The sequence below is a fragment of the Anaerobacillus sp. 1_MG-2023 genome (assembly GCF_030547345.1).
Lineage (GTDB): Bacteria > Bacillota > Bacilli > Bacillales > Guptibacillaceae > Guptibacillus > Guptibacillus hwajinpoensis_B.
This window is the reverse complement of the sequence record NZ_JAUORD010000001.1, coordinates 662618-680916: the sequence shown is the minus strand read 5'-3', so window position 1 is coordinate 680916 and position 18299 is coordinate 662618. Positions and strand designations below refer to the sequence as shown.

General features: G+C 38.9%; 20 protein-coding genes. 14 read left to right on the top strand and 6 right to left on the bottom strand.

Annotated elements, in window-relative coordinates; translation table 11 throughout:
* The first annotated feature begins 82 nt into the window (after positions 1-82).
* On the top strand, positions 83-1924 hold the full coding sequence (locus Q4550_RS03615; protein WP_303530411.1) for a PAS domain-containing sensor histidine kinase: 1842 nt from the start codon (positions 83-85) through the stop codon (positions 1922-1924).
* Between the two features lie 137 nt (positions 1925-2061).
* Positions 2062-2868 carry a type II pantothenate kinase gene (gene coaW / locus Q4550_RS03610; protein WP_303530409.1) on the top strand — a complete coding sequence of 269 codons (807 nt, stop codon included), beginning with the start codon at positions 2062-2064 and terminating at the stop codon, positions 2866-2868.
* 60 nt (positions 2869-2928) lie between these two features.
* Here coaW and Q4550_RS03605 read toward each other — a convergent pair whose 3' ends face one another.
* Entirely contained in the window at positions 2929-4041 is a 1113-nt protein-coding gene (locus Q4550_RS03605) for a diguanylate cyclase (RefSeq protein ID WP_303530407.1), read from the bottom strand.
* Positions 4042-4277: 236 nt separating this feature from the next.
* Here Q4550_RS03605 and Q4550_RS03600 point away from each other — a divergent pair, with 236 nt between their 5' ends.
* The 4 genes from Q4550_RS03600 (at position 4278) to Q4550_RS03585 (ending at position 6624) form a co-directional block, all read left to right on the top strand.
* A complete protein-coding gene (locus Q4550_RS03600) occupies positions 4278-4778 on the top strand; it encodes a carboxymuconolactone decarboxylase family protein (RefSeq protein WP_303530405.1) in 501 nt (166 codons plus the stop codon).
* Positions 4779-4843: 65 nt separating this feature from the next.
* Positions 4844-5536, top strand: a complete 693-nt coding sequence (locus tag Q4550_RS03595; protein ID WP_303530403.1) for a DsbA family oxidoreductase — start codon at positions 4844-4846, stop codon at positions 5534-5536.
* Between the two features lie 79 nt (positions 5537-5615).
* Complete coding sequence (locus tag Q4550_RS03590) at positions 5616-6194, top strand: TetR/AcrR family transcriptional regulator (protein ID WP_303530402.1); 579 nt, start codon at positions 5616-5618, stop codon at positions 6192-6194.
* Positions 6187-6624, top strand: a complete 438-nt coding sequence (locus tag Q4550_RS03585; RefSeq protein WP_303530401.1) for an OsmC family protein — start codon at positions 6187-6189, stop codon at positions 6622-6624. The genes Q4550_RS03590 and Q4550_RS03585 overlap by 8 nt, the downstream gene beginning before the upstream one ends.
* Positions 6625-6670: 46 nt before the next feature.
* Here the strand turns inward: Q4550_RS03585 and Q4550_RS03580 are convergent, their stop codons facing one another.
* Positions 6671-8422, bottom strand: coding sequence for an N-acetylmuramoyl-L-alanine amidase (locus Q4550_RS03580; RefSeq protein WP_303530400.1), 1752 nt, complete (start codon positions 8420-8422; stop codon positions 6671-6673).
* Positions 8423-8975: 553 nt separating this feature from the next.
* Between Q4550_RS03580 and abc-f the strand changes: the two genes are divergently transcribed.
* A complete protein-coding gene (abc-f, locus tag Q4550_RS03575; RefSeq protein ID WP_303530399.1) occupies positions 8976-10658 on the top strand; it encodes a ribosomal protection-like ABC-F family protein in 1683 nt (560 codons plus the stop codon).
* On the opposite strand, the gene Q4550_RS03570 is transcribed toward abc-f, so the two are convergent.
* A complete protein-coding gene (locus Q4550_RS03570) occupies positions 10655-10837 on the bottom strand; it encodes a hypothetical protein (protein WP_098442379.1) in 183 nt (60 codons plus the stop codon). The genes abc-f and Q4550_RS03570 overlap by 4 nt on opposite strands.
* A gap of 132 nt (positions 10838-10969) precedes the next feature.
* Here Q4550_RS03570 and Q4550_RS03565 point away from each other — a divergent pair, with 132 nt between their 5' ends.
* Both Q4550_RS03565 and Q4550_RS03560 read left to right on the top strand, forming a co-directional pair.
* Positions 10970-11701, top strand: a complete 732-nt coding sequence (locus tag Q4550_RS03565) for an MOSC domain-containing protein (protein WP_303530497.1) — start codon at positions 10970-10972, stop codon at positions 11699-11701.
* Positions 11702-11964: 263 nt separating this feature from the next.
* Positions 11965-13656, top strand: a complete 1692-nt coding sequence (locus Q4550_RS03560) for a M3 family oligoendopeptidase (RefSeq protein ID WP_303530396.1) — start codon at positions 11965-11967, stop codon at positions 13654-13656.
* A 69-nt stretch (positions 13657-13725) separates the two neighbouring features.
* On the opposite strand, the gene Q4550_RS03555 is transcribed toward Q4550_RS03560, so the two are convergent.
* Positions 13726-14007, bottom strand: a complete 282-nt coding sequence (locus Q4550_RS03555) for a hypothetical protein (RefSeq protein ID WP_194220351.1) — start codon at positions 14005-14007, stop codon at positions 13726-13728.
* A 171-nt stretch (positions 14008-14178) separates the two neighbouring features.
* Between Q4550_RS03555 and Q4550_RS03550 the strand changes: the two genes are divergently transcribed.
* The gene (locus Q4550_RS03550) at positions 14179-14667 is read left to right on the top strand and encodes an NUDIX domain-containing protein (protein WP_242057330.1); all 489 of its coding nucleotides are present in this window, start codon (positions 14179-14181) and stop codon (positions 14665-14667) included.
* Positions 14668-14678: 11 nt separating this feature from the next.
* Entirely contained in the window at positions 14679-15086 is a 408-nt protein-coding gene (locus tag Q4550_RS03545; RefSeq protein WP_303530393.1) for a GNAT family N-acetyltransferase, read from the top strand.
* Positions 15087-15194: 108 nt separating this feature from the next.
* On the opposite strand, the gene uptA is transcribed toward Q4550_RS03545, so the two are convergent.
* On the bottom strand, positions 15195-15791 hold the full coding sequence (uptA, locus tag Q4550_RS03540; protein ID WP_303530495.1) for an undecaprenyl phosphate transporter UptA: 597 nt from the start codon (positions 15789-15791) through the stop codon (positions 15195-15197).
* 214 nt (positions 15792-16005) lie between these two features.
* On the opposite strand from uptA, the gene Q4550_RS03535 reads away from it, so the two are divergent.
* The 3 genes from Q4550_RS03535 (at position 16006) to Q4550_RS03525 (ending at position 17592) form a co-directional block, all read left to right on the top strand.
* Positions 16006-16785, top strand: a complete 780-nt coding sequence (locus Q4550_RS03535; protein WP_303530391.1) for a hypothetical protein — start codon at positions 16006-16008, stop codon at positions 16783-16785.
* Positions 16786-16872: 87 nt separating this feature from the next.
* Entirely contained in the window at positions 16873-17370 is a 498-nt protein-coding gene (locus tag Q4550_RS03530; RefSeq protein WP_303530389.1) for a GNAT family N-acetyltransferase, read from the top strand.
* A gap of 66 nt (positions 17371-17436) precedes the next feature.
* Positions 17437-17592 carry a hypothetical protein gene (locus tag Q4550_RS03525; RefSeq protein WP_194220355.1) on the top strand — a complete coding sequence of 52 codons (156 nt, stop codon included), beginning with the start codon at positions 17437-17439 and terminating at the stop codon, positions 17590-17592.
* Between the two features lie 71 nt (positions 17593-17663).
* Here Q4550_RS03525 and Q4550_RS03520 read toward each other — a convergent pair whose 3' ends face one another.
* Positions 17664-18299 carry an FMN-dependent NADH-azoreductase gene (locus Q4550_RS03520; protein WP_283152915.1) on the bottom strand — a complete coding sequence of 212 codons (636 nt, stop codon included), beginning with the start codon at positions 18297-18299 and terminating at the stop codon, positions 17664-17666.

Below are 18299 nucleotides of genomic sequence, written 5' to 3'. Positions count from 1 at the left end.
ACTATTTTTAAAGAAGATATGTAAGTATTCATATCCCTCAAAAGACCCGCTGCACGAATATCATATTTTAGAAGGAGAAGCTATGAATCATAACGAGAATACAGCTATCTATAGACGTTCGGGCCCTCCTCCTGAGAATGAAACTAAGGAACCGAGGGATGATAAATTAGCAGGATTAGTTAAGTACTACGAAAGTTCTACTACAGCACTAGTGGTTCAAAAAGAAGAAAAGTGGCTCTATTTAAATGATGCGGCCGTTCATCTTCTCGGGTTTGATCACTTTAGTGAACTCGAAGGTAAGTCAATTTGGGAGACGGTTCATCCAGAAAATAGAGAGGTTGTTTCAAAACGGATCGAAGCTTCTATTAATGGTGTTAATCCTGGAGTTCTCGTTCAAAGGTGGTTGAAAAAGGACGGATCCTATATCCCTGTTGAAGTTACTGGGATTCCTGTGGAGAATTTTCTTGGGCAAACGACAGCCATTATTAAAATGGTTGATTATGATCGTGCCAATGTACAAAATACTCTTGAAAACTATCAACTCATTACAGAGAATATGAATGAAATTATAAGCTTACTTGACCCTAAAGGAAATCTACTATACGTTTCACCTTCATATAGAGCCTACGCAAGAGAAGGAATTGAAGATGAAATTGGACGTAGTTCAATTCGATATGTGCATGAAGAAGACAAGGAACGTGTTAGAAAAGAATTTTTTAAATTAGTCAAATATCGACAGCCACTTATCATTCAATACCGCATGCAGCGTAAGGATGGGGTATATCGTTACATTGAATCACAGGGGACATGTATTTCTAATGAAAATAAGCGATCTTATGTTGTCGTTTCAAGAGATGTTACGGAGAGACATGAGGCCGAAATGTTGCTTCATTGGAATGAAAAAAAGCATCGTATGATTCTAGAACATAGCAATGATTTAATTTGTATGATGAATAATGAAGGAACATCTGTTTATGCATCACCTTCTTATAAGGAAGTATTAGGATATGAACAAAATGAAGTTGTAGGAAAAGATATTTTAACATTTATCCATCCTGATGATTTTGAAAAGTGTCAGAGATCTATTCAGAAATTAACTGAAACCAAACAGCCTATTACGACTATTTATCGTAAACTGCATGCTTCTGGACATGATATTATACTTGAAGCAAAAGGAATGGCCGTTATTGATGAAGAGGGAAACGTCAATCATTTCGTGTTTATTTCAAGAGATATCACTGAAAAGATTCAGCTTCAACAATACCGTGAAAATATTGAGAAGCTTGCATTGATAGGGGATGTAGCAGCAGGATTTGCCCATGAAATTCGGAATCCTCTTACTTCCATAAAGGGGTTCGTAAAGCTTCTAGCAAGGCAGGAGGAAAGTGATCGTACGTATCACCAAATCATTGAAGATGAGCTTACCAATATCGAAGAAGTTGTGAATGGCTTTATTTCTCTTGGTAAGCCTGAGGCTTCTGAAGTAGCTGAAGTAAGTTTGCTGAAGCTAATAAAAAACGCGATTACAGTCCTTACACCACAAGCTTCATCAAAAAACATAAGAATTAATATAAGTAGTCAGCTCAAGTCAATTGTTATTCGATGTCAGAGAAACCAAATGAAACAAGTATTTATCAATATTCTTAAAAATTCGGTTGAAGCCATTGAGCAAGATGGACAAATTGATGTGATTCTTGAAGAAAATCAGAACGGCGTTATCATTGAGATTCATGACAATGGCATGGGAATTGACGAAGAACGTCTCGAGCGGATCGGGGTCCCTTTCTATACCAATAAAGAAAAAGGAATTGGGCTTGGAATGACCGTTAGTAACAAAATCATAACCGAGCATAGAGGACGACTTAAAATTGAGAGTAAGCCAGGACAGGGTACTAAGGTATTAATTCAACTACCGAAAGAGTGACCATTCATTCGTGCAAAGCCCCTCTATCCTTTCAAAGGATAGAGGGGCTTTGATTCTGGCTGACTATGTTTTACTTGTTCAAACGAACTGGGATAGAATAAAACTATCTCATTAAAATAGGGAAAGAAGGGGTGAGTATGGCAAACAAAATAGGCATCGATGCTGGTGGGACATTAATTAAAACGGTGCACCTTAAGAATGAAAAATACTGCTATCAGACTTTTGCAACGAGTGATATAAATGATGTTGCGTCATGGGTGAAAAACCATGGGGAAGCAAAGTTAATGATTACTGGTGGGAAGCAAATGGCTCTTGCTAAGCTTGTGGAAAATGATGTCGAAATGGTTCCGGAATTTGAAGCGACTACATCAGGCATCCGAGCGCTAGTGGATCGAGCAAAGCTTCCTTTACCTGATAACTATTTAGTAGTGAACGTTGGCACAGGTACATCAATTCACTCTGTTAATGGCCAGAGTGCTGAAAGACTTGGAGGAACTGGAGTAGGGGGTGGGATGCTCATGGGACTTGCTTACTTATTGACAGGACGAACAGATTTTCAAGAGATTACCCGACTAGCAGAAAAAGGCGATCGAAATGGTATCGATTTAAAGGTGAAGGATATTTATGGAGAGGCCTCCCCCATTGGCGGTGATTTAACTGCCAGTAATTTTGGTTTCATTGATCGGATTAAGAAGCAAGAAGTAAAGGATGAAGATGTGTTAGCATGCTTAATTGGAATGATTTCTGAATCGATTTTAATGATGGCTATCCCATTTGCGAAAACCATTTCTACGTCAAACATAGTATTTATCGGTTCTACTTTTCAATCGAATCCATTAATTAGAGAGCAGCTTGAACGTTATGAAGAATTATTTGATATCAAAGCTTACTTTCCACATCGGGGGCAGTTTAGTGGAGCAGTCGGAGCATTGTTGTATCGTTAAACGGGGTTCATACAGAATAATAAGATTGGAATTTGAAGAAGGGGCAGGAAGCCCCTTTTTTTAATACTCATAGACTTTCATTGTTTGTTCGTTTGAACAGATGCGATTCCGTCCACTTCGCTTTGCGTGATAAAGGGCTTCATCTGCTTCTCGATAAAGCTGAGCAGGAGATGAAACAGTTTCGGGAAAAGTACTTGCACCGAGTGAAGCAGTGATATGAATACTTATATCCTTATTGATTGCAAAAGAATTTTCCTCAATCATGGATCGGACCCGTTCTCCAATCTCCAAAGCCTCTCTATTAGTGCAATCCCCTAATAAGATGGTGAATTCTTCTCCACCGTTTCGAGATACAATATCGTTCAATCTGGCGGCACTTCTTAGCGTCTTACCAAACTGTGTCAAAACGGTATCCCCAGATGCATGGCCGTATGTATCGTTCACATTTTTGAAATGATCGATATCAATCACTAGCAGTGATAAGGGCTTTTCATCGTTCGTAGATGTTTCCTGTATGGCGCGATTTAATGCTTCATCAAAACTTCTTACGTTGTTTAACCCGGTAAGGGGATCGATAGTAGCACTCTTTTTGTATTCTTTAAACAGATGATTTATTTTTCGTAAATGCTCTGTTGTGTAAAGCGCCATTACTCCTGTCACAGTGGATGTAAGCCAGAAGAGAACGTTGATTTCACTAAATAAGCTTTTTATATCAAGTAGCAAGTAGACGATTAAGATACTGAAGACGAGATTGGAATAAAGGAGCATCCAGAGAGCTTTGATGAAAATCCCAATCTTCCATTCTCTAAAGAGAAGGTAACCGATATAAAGAGAAGTTAGCAAACCAAGTGAAACAAAGGAAGAAAGATTCATTCCAATGATAAATCGCGTTATTTGGATCACAATAAGAGCAATAACTCCAGGAACAGGACCTCCATATAAGGTGACTAGTAAAAGAGGGATATGTCTTAGATCGACAATGGTCGTTGCATCAACTTGAATGCTATAAATCATCAGGAAAACCCCGATTATTCCTGCATACAAACCACTAAGGAATTTTCTTTTCAAAGAAGATGTCGGCGCTAGATTTTCTTCTTTAAAAAATTGATAATAAATAAACAGTAGAGCTAGTATAATCATCATATTTACAAAAAAGTCATGTATTAACTGCATTCGACTACACCTCGAATTTCTGGTGATTTCTTTTGCCTTTATTTTACCATTTTCAATAAATAATCGGGTCAAGATTTCCTCAAGATCTTTTACGTAATGATCGGAAAGTATCGTCGAATAAAAAAGAAACGTTTTAAAGCTGGCTCGCCCCATTGTGTTTCTTAGCACAGTGTTTTTTTATACATATCAGAACTATTTGTTATGATAAAGAATGGATCAAGAAAGGATGATAGAAAATGCCATGGATTAAACCGGCCAAACAGTCAGATTTAAAGGAGCTTGAAATCTACAAAGATCTTGAACACCCTGTTCCTGTTTTTAATCGACTTATTGCAAAAAGTCCGGACATTTTTTCAGCGTTTATGCCTTTAGCAGCTTCTGTTAAAGCAGGCGTATTGAATGAATTTGAAACGGAAGCAGTTGTCGTTTTTGTGTCTCATTTGAATGGGTGTGATTATTGTTATACAGGACATGGAAGCTTATTAAAAGAAATCAGTGGAGATGACTCTATTCTTGAGAAGCTTGAAGGATATGAAAGTTCAGATGCTTTTGAAGATCATTTAAAAAGTATTCTTAGCTATGCTGAGAAACTTGTCAGAAGCCCAAAGAGTCTAGAGAAAGCGGATTTAGAGAAATTAAAAGAACATGACTATAGTGAAAAGGAAATTGTGGAGATTAACCAACTTATTGCATATACGTCCTATACTAATCAAACGTCGATCGGTTTAGGATTATAGATTTGCTAACGCTCATCACTTCAGATGAGCGTTTTGCTTGGCAAGAATAATTAAGTGGTGTTATATTGTTTCTGTACCAACTGGTTGGTTTTAAATATGGGTTCAGAGGTGAGATTGTGCAGGAACAGAAATTAGTTGTTTATTCAGATTTTATTTGTCCTTTTTGCTACATTGGGAAAGTAAATGCTGAGAGACTCCAACAAGAAATTCCTGGATTAGAGCTTGAGTGGAAGGAGTTTGAGCTTCATCCAGAGGGACAACCTGATGCAAAAGGTCCGTATATGAAACAGGCCCTTGAGAACGTGAAATACCTTGCTAAGGAGTATGGTATTGAGATGAGACCAGAAGTCCTAACTGAGGTGACGAGTGATTCTCGCAAAGCTTTGCTCGGTTTCGAATTTGCAAAAGAACATGGCGCTGAAGGGTCATATCGAGATGCTGTTTTCCATGCTTATTGGGTAGAAGGAAAAGATATCGCTGAAGATCATGTGCTCCGTGAAGTGGCTAAACAAGTAAATCTTGATCCAGTCAAATTATTAGAAGCCATTGAAAATCCTGTATATCATAATAAATTGCGTGCATCGATTCATGAGGCTCACGCAAACGGCATCACGGGAGTACCAACATATAGGTACGGAGACATGGAAACGGTAGGTGCCCAGCCACTAGAGAACTTGAAAAAGATGGTGGAGATTCAAAACGATAAAGAACAGTTGAATAACCAAATGGGCTTGACTTGCGGTCCTGAAGGCTGTTAATTTCTTGAGTTACGTTTTTGAAATGTGTTATCTTATAACTGTACCAACTGGTCGGTTATAAATAGCGGAAGGTGATAACATGGCAAATCGAAAGCGTGAAATTATAAAAACGACTGCAGGGGTTATTCATGCTAAGGGATATGAGAGCACGAAGTTAAGCGACATATTGTCAGAAGCGCAGATCGGAAAAGGACAGTTTTATCATTATTTCTCTTCTAAAAGAGATCTTGGTATTGCAGTTGTTGATCACTTTGTAGAAAAATGGGAGCGAGATCTTATACAGAATATCTTAAGTACGAATGAGTCTCCTGAAGTGAAGTTAAACAAAATGCTGTCATGGGCAATTCACTATCATGAAACTGAGGCTAATATGCATGGGTGTCCTTTCGGGAACCTTGCACTAGAGATGAGTGAACATGATGAGGTTTTCCGTGAAAAAATTAATGGGCTTTTGGATCAATGGATTGCTCGACTTTCAGATGTTTTAGAGGATCTTATGGTAGAAGAACCTTACAAACATGCGCAAACGATCGTAGCACAACTTGAAGGTGGAATTCTGTTAATGAAAAATTATCAGGATATCATGATTTTAAAAAACATTACAGATACAATACGATTTCATTATTTAAATAACAAAGGAGGACATTACAATGTCTAAAATGATTGAAAAAATTACAGCAGTATCAAAAGGAATGAATACAACAGGTGATTCTAAAGGGCACAAGGTAATCATTGATGAGCCAGCTCAAATGGGTGGTACAGACGAAGGAGCTAATCCACTAGCTACTCTACTAATCTCTCTAGCAGGTTGTGAAAATGCCATTGCCAACATGGTAGCTAAAGAAATTAATTTTGATCTTCAGGGTATTGAGTTTGATGTTCGTGGTGAACTAGATCCGAGCGGAATGATGGGAGCAGACGGAGTGCGTCCTTATTTCCAAAAAGTTACTGTTAATGCCCAAGTGAATACTTCTGAGACGGAAGAGCGTGTTCAAGAATTGAAAGAAATTGTTGATGCCCGTTGCCCAGTATTTACAACGTTAAAAGCAGCTGATGTTGAAATGGTTCCAAATTGGATAAAAGCATAACACAAGAAAGGGAGTTCTCGTAAAGAAGAACTCCCTTTCTTAAAATCTAATTTGTTTTATAGTAATCTAAAACGCCTTGGTAAATCCCATCAGCAAGCTCTTCACGATAAGACTGTGTCAGAAGGAGTTGGTATTCTTCATTGTTTGTTAAGAAACCAACTTCAACAAGTACACTTGCCATCCTAGATTCGCGAATAACAGAGAAGCTTTGATTTTTGACACCGCGATCTCTTGCTTCCGTTACTTCAATCAAACGTTTTTGGATGCTTTCTGCTAAGGCCTTGCTTTCTGCAGAACTGTATTTGTCGTACCAATATGTTTCAATGCCATGAGCTGCTTCTGTGGCAGAATTCGTATGCACACTAATAAAAGCATCTGCATTCAAATTGTTTGCGATATTTGATCGTTCTCTAAGCTCAAGGAATGAATCATCTCTTCGCGTCATGACAACATTAGCCCCTGCTGATTTAAGCTGCTTCTCGAGATAAAGAGATACATCAAGATTGATGTCTTTCTCAAGGAGTTTTCCATTACTTGCGCCTGGATCATGATCTCCATGTCCTGCATCGACTACGATCGTTAAGTTGTTTAAAAGGTTACTGCTTTTAAGGATTAAGTAACCACTATGTACGTAAGCTACTTGACCTTGATATTTAATTTTAGCCCAATCACCTGAATAGCCATAAATGTCAACTTCAGCGTTACGTGGCAATGCACCGATTCTAGTTCCATTCATTTCTGGTGAAGTTCGAACATTCAAGCTTGAAGCTGTAACAATGCCAGTTTCTAGAACAACTTCTTCAACTTTGTCTTTTATTTTATAAGAATCTACAATACTAGAAGGAATAGCTGCTTCTCCACCTAACACCATCAAGGAAGAAGCGTTTTGATAGAGATAAGTTTGAACGTCTGGAATTGGTCTCGTATTGTGAGCTAATACAACTGGTGCTTTAAATTTCTCTGCTAAGGAAGCGGCAGCTACAGCATCTGGATAATCTTCTTTATCTTGTTGCACCGAAGTTCCTCTTGCTAAAATATAAGAAGAGTTTGATGTGAAGAAGGCTTTATTAACTGCAATGTTTGTTAGGAAGCGATCGTCACCAGCAAGGCGAACAACCTTCTTACCTTGTTGTTCTAAATTCTTTATAACAGCGTCTGAGAGAACAGCATTTCCTCCAATTACATAAACAGTCTTAATATTTGTAGGAAGCGATGGCGCTTTTGTCTCTGTTGTTAAATAGATTGGATAATTTTTCATAGCAGCTACGCTGGATGCTGAAAGGGAGTCTGCTACTTGATTTCCATTTACCACAATAGCTGTAGATGAGTGATCAAGGCCTGATGCTTTATTAATAGCGTTGGCCGTCTCGTAACGGTTTGATCCCTCAACTCTCGCTACTGTATATGTCCTTTTTAATTCATTTTCAATCCCCTGACTGATGGCAGTTGTTCCTCCAAGGATATAAACCTTTTTCGCGCCAAGACGGGCGAGTTCATCCGATACTTTGTCATCAAGTTTAGATGAGCCTGTTAATAATATCGGTGCTTGTTTTACTCCTGCAAGACCAGAACTTGCTAAAGCATCGAATGGCATATCTGAACGAGTGAGGATAACAGACTTCTCAGCTGTTGCAAGCTTACCTGGTGATACCTTCTTAGAAATTTCAAGAGCAGTATCAATTCTGTTTGCACCACTAATACGTTCGATTTCACCACTTGCTGATGTTTTTTCTGGAAAACTCATTCCTGTAAAAATTAAAATAACGATCATCATAAACGCAAGAATTTTACTCCGCACGATGTGTATTCCCCCATATTCTAAGTTTCTATTTTTCTTATGTACGCAGTGACGTCACAACAACAGACGAAACGGCCTCCCTTCAAAATTAGTCTCAAATGGAAAGTATTTCTTAACTATTTCTAATATCGGTCTGGAATAACAGACATTATAGGGTCCTTTTGTACTAAAAAAGGATAAAAATCGACTAATTTTCCAAAAGTACTCTACAAAATTCGATTTTTTAAAGAGGATTCATTATAAAAATGGCTAAAAAAGAATTTGACATCGCTTACATAATTCTTTAAAATAATGGCAACTAAAGACGAAGGGAATGGTTAAGAAGCAATGAAGAACTAATCTTATTTATTCAGATCTAATTTCAAATTGTGAAATGGATTTTCTGGAGAATAGGATTAGTCTGCCCTTTTTAATCACTTGTGCTAGCGAAAATGTGCTTCTTTGTGATGCACTTTTTTCGGTAGTATAGGAAATTGGAATGACAGGCCTCTCCAGGTGATGGGGAGGTTTTTTTCTCCTCAAAGCAATGAACTGAAAATTTGGGGGAGATACCGTGAACGTTATATCGATAAGAGGATTGAAAAAAAGTTATCATGAGAACACGTTATTTAATCAAGTGAACCTTGATATTCATAAGGGAGAGCGCATTGGAATTGTTGGACCTAACGGTGCTGGTAAAACAACTTTAGCAAGAATAATCGTAAAAGAGATAGAGCCAGATGAAGGGGGAATTACACTCAAAGGTGATATCGGCTATCTGAAGCAGTCGATTGACCAGACAGGGGTGGTTGAGCAATATGGGATGGAAGTCGATTCTTCTGATTTAAAAAGGAAAAAGGAATTAGGGATACGCCCTATTCTAACTAATGAAGGAGCAGAATATTTAAGCGGTGGAGAAAAGTTGAAACTAGCGCTCACAGAGATTTGGTCGACTCATCCGGATTTATTAATACTAGATGAACCAACAAATCACTTAGATAGAAAAGGGGTAAGTTGGTTAATTCGAGAGCTTCACTCTTTTAAGGGAGCTGTTCTTGTTATATCTCATGACCGTTACTTTCTCGATCAGACGGTTGATAGAATCCTTGAAGTTGAAAATAGTATCATTAGTAATTATCAAGGAAACTACACGGCATACCGAGCCGAAAAGCAAAGAAGATACGAAGACCAGCTCCATCATTATGGCGCGCAGCAAAAAGAAATAAAGCGAATAGAAGGTCAGCTTGCAGGATTAACGAATTGGTCTGAAAAGGCACACGGTGAGTCAACAAAACAGGAAGGATATAAGGAACATTACCGCATGAAAGCAAAGAAAATGGATCGTCAGGTGAAGTCGAAACAGAAGAGACTCGAGAAGGAACTGCAGAAAAATAAAGTGGAAGAACCTGATCAGGAGAAAGAAGTGCGTTTTCAATTTCAGGCGAATGATACACGAGGTAAACGCGTATTAGAAGCGAATAATGCCGGAAAACGTTTTGAAGAACGATGGTTATTTCAAAAAAGTTCTTTCTACATGAAGTCTGGGGAACGAGTGGGGATTGTTGGTGAAAATGGTTGTGGGAAAACCACCTTATTGCGAATGCTGCTTGGAATGGAGGCGCTTAGCGAGGGAGAACTGTGGAAAAGTCCAACGCTTCAGATTGGCTATCTGTCACAGGATGTGCACGATCTTCCTGAAGAAAAAACGCCGCTTGAAGTTTTAAACGTAGCAACGAAGAAAGAGATCTTTCGGGCAAAATCGATTTTTGCTTCGATGGGGATGGGGAGAGATCGAATCCATTCCACCATTAATCAACTCAGTCTTGGGGAGAGAACAAAACTGAAACTGACGCGTATGTTGATGAATAAATATGATCTTTTGATACTCGATGAGCCGACTAACCATTTAGATTTGCCTTCACGAGAGCAATTGGAAGATACACTGCAAGAGTTTACGGGAACTCTTCTCATTGTTTCGCATGATGTCTATTTTATGGAGAAAATGTGTGATCAGCTTCTTGTATTTGAAGATCAACAAATTAAAAGGGTGGAGAGGAATTTAGCAGAATATCGAACAAGAATGCAAGAAAAAAGCTCTTCTGTTTCTTCAAAAAAGAAAGAAGAACAAAAGATGCTTCTTGATAACGAAATATCTGCGCTAATTAGTAAGATTAGTCTATTATTACCTGGTGATCCTAAAATAGCTGAGTTTGATCAAAAACTGGCCCTTTTACTTGAAAAGAAAAGGTCTCTTTAGACGTCTTCTACTGCAAAAAAACGTTCTACCGAATATAAGTCTGCTTTCGGATGATTGCGAAGAAGAACATATCCTTCACGCTGTGCCTCTTCGAAATTATCATATTCATCTTCTGAATGAAAGATCGCTCTTCGCCTTTCATTATAGAGGGTAATGGAGTAGTATTCTTTTATTTCCATTCGGATCTCTCCTTTTTTCCTTTGTTTCTACTAGTTTTATGCAAATCTCTTATTGTTTATACTAGACTTATAGGAAAAAATGAGATTCTTTCTCTTTGGATATACTAAGGAGGAAGAAGGGAGCTGATGATCATTCAAATTGGAATAATTAGTGAGATGATGCGTCATCCTGTGAAGTCGATGACAGGAGAACGCGTTACTCAGACAATGGTGATGAACTATGGTCTTTATGGCGATCGAAGTCATGTGATTTTAGATGAGAAAGAATCGTTTTTTACGATTACACAATTTCCACCACTCGTGCGTTATCAAGCATCGTTCAGTGCACCGGAATCACTTGATGCATATCCTGAACCGATCATCACGACACCAGAAGGAGATACCTATAAATGGTCTGATTCGACCTGGCTACGTGAAATAGAAGAAGAATCTTCAAAGCAGCTAACAAAAAAAGTTTATCATCCGGAAAATGTTCCAATAGGACCGATTGAAGAAGAGCATCTTTTAATTGTGACGGATGCTTCTCTTGATGCGTTATCATCATCCTGGGGGAAAATAACAGATGAAAGACGTTTTCGACCAAACCTGCAGATCTCTTTATTGGAGAAAACGCCATTTGTAGAAGAAACGTGGGAAGGAAAAGTTCTACAAATCGGAAAAGAAGTGATGGTTGAAGTCGTAAAACCTTGTGAGCGATGTATGATTATTACCGTTGATCCTGAGACTGGAGCGAAACATCCGGACCTCTTGAAAAAGGTTGCCATAGAACGGCGTAATTTATTTGGGATGTATGCGAAAGTGATTCAAGCTGGAAAAATCAGTGCGAATGATGAAGTGTGGATAGTCGATCAGAAAGAAGGATAATATTTCAATCAATGAATTGGCGTTTTTACGTTATAGATCATAATGATACGGGTACAAGCATGAATGAAGCCCCGTCCTTGGATGGGATGCTTCGTTTTCCACACAGGAGGGGTCCCATCCACGGGGTGGGGTCCCATTTTTGTGTCTTCTGGTTTAAGCCTTTCATAAATGTGGATACATGAGAAAGGATATGACATATCCTGTCAGAAAATTCTGTGGTAAACTATGAAATGGTACATAAAAGCATCTTAAGGGGGAAGCTGATGAGTACGTTTTATGTTGAAAAGTATGATTTTAAAAATCCTTCTATTCTTGAAGAAGAGTTTAAATCGCTCCTCAATCAGTCGATTCATTCTGCTGATGAATTAGAAAAATGGGTGATGAGCTTATCTTCATTAATGGATGGTGTGGCAGAAGGACTTGCCGGACATTATATTGATTTCCAGTGTCATAGCAGCAGTGAAGAAGCAAAAAAGACAATCGAGCACGATCAAGAATACATAGAACCTATGGTAAAGCGATATGAGGGGCTTTTTGATGAAAAGTTTCAGGAGTCGCCTTACAAGTCGCAGCTGAACCAAGAGTATTATAAACAATTTCTTCTTCGGAAAGAAAATGCAATGACGCTTTTTAATGAGGAAAATATTAACTTAGAAGTTGAAGAAGATCGCATCGTTAATCGTTATTTTGAGCATACAGGTAGTCTCTCATTTCATTGGGATGGCGAAGAAAAAACACTTAGTGAAATGTTTTTAATGATGCAAGACGGGGATCGGGAAGTTCGCAAAAGCGCTATGGAAGAAATCTTCACGACGCTCTTAACGAAAAAAGACGACTTACAGGAAATTATGGACGAGCTGATCCAGCTCCGTCAGAAAAAAGCTGAGAATGTGAATCTCGATAATTACAGAGATTATATGTTTAAGAAATACGAGCGGTTCGATTACACACCAGAGGATTGTAAATCTCTAGCTGAGGCAGTTCGAAAGCACGTTGTTCCTCTAAAAGAAAAGCTGCAGAAAAAGCATCAGCAAGAGCTTGGTGTTGAAGAGTATAAACCATGGGATACGAGGGCTGTCCCGAAAGATAAGCAGCCGCTTCGTCCATTTAATAAAATCGAAGAGCTAATCAAAGGCACATCTGATATTTTCGATAAGCTTTCTCCGCGCTTCTCTTATCTTTTAAACGAGATGAATGAGAAAGGTGCACTTGATCTCGAAAGTCGGAAAGGAAAAGCGCAGGGAGGTTTTTGTGAGTATCTTCCGGTTTCTGAGCTTTCCTTTATCTTTATGAATAGTACAAAGTCACATGACGATTTTATTACGCTTCTTCATGAGATGGGTCACTGCATTCATAACGATTTCAAGCGTAATCAAATGCTATCAGCTTATCAAGATACGCCTATGGAGTCAGCTGAGCTAGCAAGCATGTCGATGGAACTCTTAACGATGGACTACTGGAATCTGATGTATCAGGATGAAAAGGAATTGCTAAGAGCTAAGAAAGATCAGCTTGAAGGGTTAATCCTCTTCCTTCCTAGTGGTATTGTAGTGGATCAGTTTCAGCACTGGATGTATGAGAATCCAAATCATACGAGCAAAGAACGTAGCGAGAAATATATGGAGCTATCGCGCACATATGATTCCTCCTATGTAGATTGGACAGGGCAGGAAGAATGGATTCAGAATAACTGGCAGTTGATTCTGCATATTTTTGAAGTACCGTTCTACTATATTGAATATGTTATCGCCCAACTTGGTGCGATCCAAATGTATCGCCAGTATAGAGAAAATCCAGAACAGGCTCTAGAGAATTACAACCGTGCCTTATCACTTGGAAGCTCTGTGTCGTTATCCGAAGTGTATGAAGCGGCAGGTATCCATTTTGATTTCTCTGAAACGATGATCAAAGGATTGATGGATTTTATTTCAACTGAATTAGATGCACTATCGTAATAAATAAGGAAGCCCTTCTCTATGTTAGAGAAGGGCTTTTCGCTATCGTCTACATTTATAAACGCTTCTTTACTTGTCATCAATCGTCCATACTTTGCAGCTTGGGCACTGGATGATTTCAAAACGATCTTTTTTCAGTTCATCCATCCACTCTTCCCAGGAGTTATGCTCAGGTGACATTTCAAGCGTTTTAACTGTTTGCAATTCGTCTCCATCGCTATTCGTACAGGTGCATTCCACAATCGCAAGCTGTGACTCTTGATAGTCATCTTCTTTCGTATTTTCAACTGACCAGTTGATTAATCGCTCATTCATTGGATTGCGTTCTTTGTAATGTGTGCGGGTTAACATGGTATCACTCCTTTTCCTAACTTGGGCGGTATGACTTACGCGATCATGCTTTCTATATTGGATGTTACCCTTTTTCTTAAAAATCATTCATCATAGTATAGTAGGTTCCTAACTCAGAATGATATATACTGTCATCATAGACGAAGATAGGATTGGCTGGAGGTGGAATGGATGACAACGATAAAAGCTACTTTACTATCCATGGTTATTTTACATAATAGAGAAAAAGATGAAATTCTCTTACTGAATCGACCTCCTGAAGCCGGGTTTCCTGGCTATATCGGTCCAGGCGGGAAGATTGAACTCTCAGAAAGCTTTGCCGAAGGTGCTGCAAGAGAACTTTATGAAGAAACGGGATTTATTGTTCATCCTTGCGATCTTACATATAAGGGAGTCGATGAATTTATTATTCCAGATGAAGAGTTTCGGTACATCGTGTTTAATTATGTAGCTACTTCCTACTCTGGTAGTAAGCACCCCGATCCACCAGAAGGTGAATTAATGTGGGTGAAGAGAAATTTAGTTCATACGCTTCCTATGCAAGATTGGTTTAAGCAGAGACTGCCAAAGTTCTTTGAGGAGGGAACGTTTGAAGTTTCCGTAGAATACGAGAGAGGAAGCGAGATTCCAGTTAAGGAAACAAGAAGAACGCTCGGATGAGGAGGATTTGAATGATACAAAGAAGAGATGAGTCACGAGATTTCATTCGAAAGAACGTTGTTGAATATAACAAACAGAAGCTTTCATCTGCAGTTAAAACTCCGCTTGAAGAAATCGCATTCGTTATGAAAGAAGAGGATGAAGTGATTGGCGGGATTTCGGCAACATTGTTCTGGCAGCACCTTCATATCGATTTTCTTTGGGTGACAGATGAGAAGAGAGGGAACGGTGTTGGAAGGAAACTTCTCCAACAAGTTGAAAGACTTGCAGAGGAAAAGGAATGTCGACTTATATTGCTTGATACATTCAGTTTTCAAGCACCTGGATTTTATCTAAAGGAAGGGTATGAAATTTGTGGTAAAGTAGAAAATCATCCTCAAGGTCATACCCAATATTTCTTGCAAAAAAAACTTAGCTAGTGCACTAAGTGCCTCATCATTAGTCGTAAGAGAATGGGATTAGGTGTATAGGTCAACATTGCTTGAACGATTGCTTAGTATACTTAGGGTGGGCAGTTTTTGTTAGAATTAGCGAATGCGTCGCCTCTTCATAATAAGTAGAAATATGTAACAGATAAGAAAGAATCCTGCTCCGAGACTAACTGGTAACGTATAAATTCTTGCAGCAGAATGAATCTGGGACCAGTTGTCACCGAGCTGTATTCCGATATATAGGAAGAGAATGGACCACGGAATCATAGCCAGGATCGTATAGAAGGTAAATCGCATGATCGACATTTTGGCAATACCTGCTGGAATAGAGATCGCGTGACGAACGACAGGAATAAAGCGAGCTGTAAAGATGACGCTCACTCCATTCCGATCGAACCAGGTTTCAGCAATGGCAAGATGCTTTTGAGAAATAAACAGGAATTTTCCATAGCGCTCTAAGAACGAACGTCCACCAAAACGGCCTAGCCAGTATAAAAAGAGCTGAGCGACTGTGCCACCGATCGTTCCAGCAATAACAGCACCAGTAAAACGAATCGTTCCTTCAGATACCATATATCCTCCATAAGCGAGTACGAGCTCACTCGGAATAATTTCAATCATTAAAGCAAGGGCGATGCCAGGGTAACCAAGCTGTAGCAGCCACTCTAAACATTGATGAATAAGGGTTTCTATAGTTAACAACTCCTTTCATGGACAAACGAATGACTTGTTTTCAAGTGTATTGTCCACATAGGATTGTTAGACCTTCGAAAATAGCTATCCTCGTAAAATAGAAGGTGCTTTCGAACAATTATAGAACCCGGAATGTAAGCAATCCGGGTAATGTTCGTTCTCAGAAGAGGATGACAATAGAGTAGAGAGGTGAAAAGTCAGGATGTTAACATCCATGAAGAAATTTCTTGCGACACTAGATCAGCCTATGCAAGCGAAAACGGGAAAAGAAAAAGTACTAACGGTTCTTTCCATTATTGGATTCATTTTATTATTATATCTTGTGGCGTTTTCCCCATTTATGTTCAGGTTGTTCTTAACGTGTCTTAGCGTCGGAGTTTCACTATATGTTATTAAAAAAATTCATGATTTTGATGCAAAGCTAAAGGGTGAGCAGGTAGAGGATACGGCCACTTCAACTACTACAGCAGATGATCAGCTTTCATTTTCACTTGAAAACACGGCTATCGAGGCAGAATCGATGGAGGAAGCTGAGAAAGAGCGTGAACTTGAGCAGATCAATAGTGATAAAACGATGCTTTTTGAAGAGCTTCTTTCTAAAGCGGATCTCGATGAAATAGAGAAAGAAAGCTATCGTAACAGAATGCAGCATAAGGAATCTGAAAGCAATCGGATCAAGCAAGAAGTGCTTCTGTTTAAAGATAAAATTCAAAAAGCAGTCATTGATAAGAAGGGACTTTTCATTAAAGAAACCCCTGATATGAAGCTGGTTGCTGAGTTAATTGGGATTGATTCTGTTGAATCTAGTTCATTTGTTGAGTTAAATGAAGAGCTTCGACTCATTTATAACGACATTCCAGAATCAAAGCGGAATACTTTAATCGAGTATGAGCTAGTGAACGATGAGTTTGAATTAACGAGACTCGGATATAAAGAACTTATGAAAGAAGTAAGAAAGCTAGAAAAGAAGACAAGGCCGGTTGTTGAGCAGTAAAACCAGGGAAAAACGCGTATAATCCTTTATACGCGTTTTTCTTATGGTAAGCTGTAAAGACCAGTTATAGGAAATGAGGACAAACAAATGAAAATTAGACAAATTAGCCCAGATGATGCCGAAGCATTTGTGAAGCTAATAAAAGGTGTGGAGAGCGACTCCCCATTTATGCTCTTTGAAGACGGCGAGAGAAAGACGACAATAGCTGAGCAGCGTGAACGTATTGAAAAAATGGAGAGTGATCGTCATTCTCGTATATTCGTAGCTGAGAATGCTGGTGAATTGATCGGCTATCTAATTGCGGTGGGCGGACAGGCGAAGCGCAATCAACATAGTGCCTATGTAGTGATAGGAATTGAAGAAGAGTATCGGGGACAGGGAGTGGGGGCCGAGTTATTTATTGAATTAGAGAAGTGGGCAGTGACTCAAAACCTACACCGTCTCGAATTAAATGTGGTCACACGAAATGAAGGTGGATTAGCTCTTTACCGGAAGGCAGGTTTTGAAGTGGAGGGCTTGAAACGTCACTCACTGTTCATAGCTGATGAATTTGTTGATGAATACTATATGTCGAAGCTGCTATAGAATTGCAACTAGATCTCATAATTAGATCGTTCTTCAACCATACTAGAAATGGAAGGAGACGATGAAATGTTTGATCATACAAAACATATCCCGCTAGAGGGTATACCAGGAGAAATGAACGTGAGTGAAGTCCCACAACAGAATGAGGAGATCGCTGAGATGAGTTTCCCTTTTGATTACAGTTTAATGATCCCGCTCGACCACTCGTTAAGGGATGAATAAAAAAGCGCAATGTGCGCTTTTTTTATTTTGGGGAAATGCTATTTCAGAGGCACGAACGAATAGTGTATTCTTTAGAAAGTCTTTGCAGCTTGTTTCGCTTCTTCCATCGCCTTTTTCTTGATTTCTTCAGCTTTCTCAGGCATTTGTGCCATTCCTTCAGCAATGACTGATTCAACAGAAGGGATGCCTAGGAATCCAAGTACGGCATGTAAGTACCGATCTCCGAATTCCATTTCTTTTGCAGGCCCTTCTGAATAGATGCCACCTCTCGCTTGGATGTGAAGGGCTTTCTTATCAGTTAGGAGACCAACTGGGCCTTCTTCTGTATATTTAAAAGTCTTACCAGCAATAGCCACTGTATCAATGTAAGCTTTTAATTTAGGGGGAAAGCTGAAATTCCAGAATGGCGTAACAAAGACATATTTATCTGCTGATATGAATTGATCTGTAAGGTCGTTAATTTTACTGACTTTAAGCTGTTCGTCTCCTGATAAATGATCAAATGCATTTCCCTGTTGCAGCTTTCCCCATCCGTTAAAAACGTCAGTATCAATATAAGGAAGATCGATATTATAAAGATCTAGCTTTACGACGTCATCATTCTGATGTTTTTCTTGGTAGGTTTCGAGGAAAACTTCCCCTATACTTAAACTGAAAGATTCTTTTACTGGTTTTGGATTCACGGTAATATAAAGCAATCTAGCCAT

Excerpts from the sequence above, each read along its gene's own strand:
- Q4550_RS03615 (WP_303530411.1), top strand. The coding sequence starts at position 83 with ATGAATCATAACGAGAATACAGCTATCTATAGACGTTCGGGCCCTCCT.
- coaW (WP_303530409.1), top strand. The coding sequence starts at position 2,062 with ATGGCAAACAAAATAGGCATCGATGCTGGTGGGACATTAATTAAAACG.
- Q4550_RS03605 (WP_303530407.1), bottom strand. The coding sequence starts at position 4,041 with ATGCAGTTAATACATGACTTTTTTGTAAATATGATGATTATACTAGCT.
- Q4550_RS03600 (WP_303530405.1), top strand. The coding sequence starts at position 4,278 with ATGCCATGGATTAAACCGGCCAAACAGTCAGATTTAAAGGAGCTTGAA.
- Q4550_RS03590 (WP_303530402.1), top strand. The coding sequence starts at position 5,616 with ATGGCAAATCGAAAGCGTGAAATTATAAAAACGACTGCAGGGGTTATT.
- Q4550_RS03585 (WP_303530401.1), top strand. The coding sequence starts at position 6,187 with ATGTCTAAAATGATTGAAAAAATTACAGCAGTATCAAAAGGAATGAAT.
- Q4550_RS03570 (WP_098442379.1), bottom strand. The coding sequence starts at position 10,837 with ATGGAAATAAAAGAATACTACTCCATTACCCTCTATAATGAAAGGCGA.
- Q4550_RS03560 (WP_303530396.1), top strand. The coding sequence starts at position 11,965 with ATGAGTACGTTTTATGTTGAAAAGTATGATTTTAAAAATCCTTCTATT.
- Q4550_RS03555 (WP_194220351.1), bottom strand. The coding sequence starts at position 14,007 with ATGTTAACCCGCACACATTACAAAGAACGCAATCCAATGAATGAGCGA.
- Q4550_RS03550 (WP_242057330.1), top strand. The coding sequence starts at position 14,179 with ATGACAACGATAAAAGCTACTTTACTATCCATGGTTATTTTACATAAT.
- Q4550_RS03545 (WP_303530393.1), top strand. The coding sequence starts at position 14,679 with ATGATACAAAGAAGAGATGAGTCACGAGATTTCATTCGAAAGAACGTT.
- Q4550_RS03535 (WP_303530391.1), top strand. The coding sequence starts at position 16,006 with ATGAAGAAATTTCTTGCGACACTAGATCAGCCTATGCAAGCGAAAACG.
- Q4550_RS03530 (WP_303530389.1), top strand. The coding sequence starts at position 16,873 with ATGAAAATTAGACAAATTAGCCCAGATGATGCCGAAGCATTTGTGAAG.
- Q4550_RS03525 (WP_194220355.1), top strand. The coding sequence starts at position 17,437 with ATGTTTGATCATACAAAACATATCCCGCTAGAGGGTATACCAGGAGAA.
- Q4550_RS03520 (WP_283152915.1), bottom strand. The coding sequence starts at position 18,299 with ATGGCTAGATTGCTTTATATTACCGTGAATCCAAAACCAGTAAAAGAA.